Consider the following 2,852-nt stretch of genomic DNA (forward strand, 5'->3'; position numbering starts at 1 on the left):
AACGACGATGCGTTCTTCGAGATGATGCTGGTCGAGGCGGTCCCCCCTCCCCTCGCCACGCAAATCCTGCTCCGGCTGCTCGATCATCCCGACTCCGATCGGTCCCTGCCGATTACGCCCGTCGCAGCGGCGCGCTGATGGCGGGGCCGCTCATCGGCGGGCGTCGACCGATCTCCTGGCGGCTCGCGATCGTCGTCTCGTTCGTCGCCGCCTATGCGACCGCCCGCTGGCTCGAAGGCATCTTCGGGGTGGGCAGCATTTCCGGCACGGTGTCGTTCTTCGTCCTGGTCGGGCTGATCGCCGCGACCTGGCGCATCAACAGCCGCGCCGCCAACCGGCAAAGCGAGCTGCTGGGGTCGGCCCGCTTCGGCGACCGCGCCGACGTGCGAAAGCTGGAAGCGAGCGGGGATCTCCTGATCGGCCGCTCCGCCAAATCGGGGAAGCTGCTCCGCTATGACGGCGCGGCACATCTGCTGACGATGGCTCCGACCCGGTCGGGGAAGGGTGTCGGCACGATCATCCCCAACCTGCTGCTGCTCGATCGCTCGGTGATCTGCATCGACCCCAAGGGTGAGAACGCGCGTGTCACCGCCCGCGCCCGCGCCACCAAGGGGCCGGTCTGGTGCCTCGATCCGTTCGGTGTGTCGGGCCGGCCCCCTGCCTGCTACAATCCGCTCGATCGGCTCGATCCCGCCAGCCTCGATCTCGCGGAAGATGCCAACACGCTCGCCGACGCCCTGGTCCATGACGCGCCGGGACAGTCCGGCGAAGCGCACTGGAACGAGGAAGCCAAGGCGCTCATCGCCGGGCTGATCCTCCATGTCGTCACCACCGAACCCCTCGATCGCCGGACGCTGGCGACGGTGCGCGAGTATCTGACGCTTGCCCCTGCCCGCTTCGCCGATCTGCTAGCCGCGATGCAGGACAGCGCCGGTGCCGGTGGCCTGGTCGCGCGCGCCGCCAACCGCCAGCTCGGCAAGTCCGATCGCGAAGCCGCGGGCGTGCTGTCGTCGGCCCAGCGCCATACCCACTTTCTCGATAGCCCGCGCATCGTCGCCAGCACGGCCACGTCGGATTTCACGTTCGCGGGATTGAAAGAATCGACCGCCACGGTGTTCCTGTGCCTGCCGCCCGATCGGCTCGACACCTATGCACGCTGGCTGCGGCTGCTCGTATCGCAAGCCGTCACCGACATGGCGCGATCGACCGCCCGCCCTGCCCGTCCGGTATTGTTCCTGCTCGACGAGTTCGCCGCCCTTGGCCGTCTGGAGCCGGTCGAGCGCGCGATGGGGCTGATGGCGGGCTATGGCCTCCAACTCTGGCCGATCCTCCAGGACATGCACCAGCTCAAGGCGAACTATGGCGAGCGCGCTGGTACGTTCATGTCCAACGCCGGCGTGATCCAAGCGTTCGGGGTGAACGATCATGCCACCGCCGACATGCTCTCGCGCACGATCGGCGACACGACGCTGGAATACGATACCGTCAGCACCTCGCGCGGCACCGGCTGGGGTGAAAACCGCGCTGGCCCCTCGGAAAGCGTCAGCGCACACGTCACCGCCCGGCGGCTCGCCACCCCTGACGAAATCATGCGGATGCGGCCCGACCAGGTTCTGTTGCTGCGCCAGGGCGAACACCCGCTCGCGGTCGAAAAAATCCGCTATTACGATCAGCGCGAGTTTGCCGGGTTGTTCGATCCGGCCTGAACGGTCGCCGAAAGCACGAAGTCCACACACCGCCGGGCCGGAAGTTGGACCCGCTACGGGTAGCAGCCGCGGCGGGTCCGGTCGCGATCGCTGGGCAGCTCGCTTCGCACGTCATAGTCGATCTGACCAGTTAGCGCGAGGGGCCGCGCTGGCGCTGCCCTGGCCTTCGTAGGGCTCTGCCCTCCCCTCGCCTCTCGATCGGCGCACCACGGCCCGGAAACCCGCCCCTGAGACCGATTTGCCGGTCACTGTCGCTCGAAGTCGAAGCGCCGCCGGTCGCGCTTGGCTTTTCCGGAAAGCCTGCGGCGCTTGCGCCGCCCTGGTGACGCCGAAGGCGGCACGCAACTAAAGCGCATCGGCCGTTAGGCCGATTCCGTTTCTCCCCTCCCCTTTCGGACGTGTGATGTCGCTGATGGAGGGAGCTGCCGTTGTCCTAGCCTAACGGGCTTCTGCGGGTCCAGCGGTGCCGCTCGGGGTTAAGAGATTCTGTTAAAGAGGAATCGTTAAGAAGGTTAAGGGCCGCGCGAAGCGGAATCTTCGCTTTGCTATCAGGCAGTTGCGGATGTGCATGGTGGGTGAAACCCCGTGATTCGGTGGGTGATCCCCCGATAGTCCGGTGGGTGATCCCCCGAAGCGATGGTGGGTGATCCCCCGAGTCCGCCAATCCTGAAAAGCGGCTTTCCGGGACGGTTATCCACAAGCTGGCGGGCCGTTCGGCCTCGATCGCGGCGCGGTGCGGCCGGCCGGTCGACTCGGGCCGGTGGGCGAAACCCCGATAGTGACGGCTGCGGTGGGTGAAACCCCGATAGTCAGCGACGCCCGGCGAGCCGATCCATGCGGGCGTCGACCTCCTCGGTTCGCCGGCGATCGACGTCGAAGCGCGCGCGCCGCTCCTCTTCGGCCCGCATCCGCTCGGCAAGCGCCAGCGCCTCGGCCTCGCCGCGTCGCCTGAACAGGACGGCGGGGCTTTTGTCGGCCGTCTCGGTCGTCTCCATCGTATAGTCGGGGAGCTGGTCGGCCTCGATCACCCGCCGGAGCATCCGGTTGAACTCCTTGGGCTGGGCGTCGCTGCCGGTCTTGTCGCGTAGCAGCTCCACCCGGCACACCCACCCACCCTGCTGCTGTCTCTTATACACATCTGACGCT

General features: G+C 67.3%; 2 protein-coding genes. One reads left to right on the forward strand and one right to left on the reverse strand.

Going from position 1 to position 2,852, the window contains the following annotated elements; all coding sequences use genetic code 11:
- The first annotated feature begins 137 nt into the window (after positions 1 to 137).
- Positions 138 to 1,706 carry a type IV secretory system conjugative DNA transfer family protein gene (locus tag AX685_RS03250; RefSeq protein WP_082740490.1) on the forward strand — a complete coding sequence of 523 codons (1,569 nt, stop codon included), beginning with the start codon at positions 138 to 140 and terminating at the stop codon, positions 1,704 to 1,706.
- An 809-nt stretch (positions 1,707 to 2,515) separates the two neighbouring features.
- On the opposite strand, the gene AX685_RS03255 is transcribed toward AX685_RS03250, so the two are convergent.
- A partial coding sequence (locus tag AX685_RS03255; protein WP_197418469.1) for a replication initiator protein A occupies positions 2,516 to 2,852 on the reverse strand: 337 nt, incomplete at its 5' end.

The sequence above is a fragment of the Sphingomonas sp. CCH9-F2 genome (genome assembly GCF_001556735.1).
In the GTDB taxonomy this organism is placed as follows: Bacteria; Pseudomonadota; Alphaproteobacteria; order Sphingomonadales; family Sphingomonadaceae; genus Sphingomonas; species Sphingomonas ginsenosidimutans.

Bases quoted from the DNA above. Each gene is read 5' to 3' on its own strand.
- AX685_RS03250 (WP_082740490.1), top strand. From the start codon at position 138: ATGGCGGGGCCGCTCATCGGCGGGCGTCGACCGATCTCCTGGCGGCTC.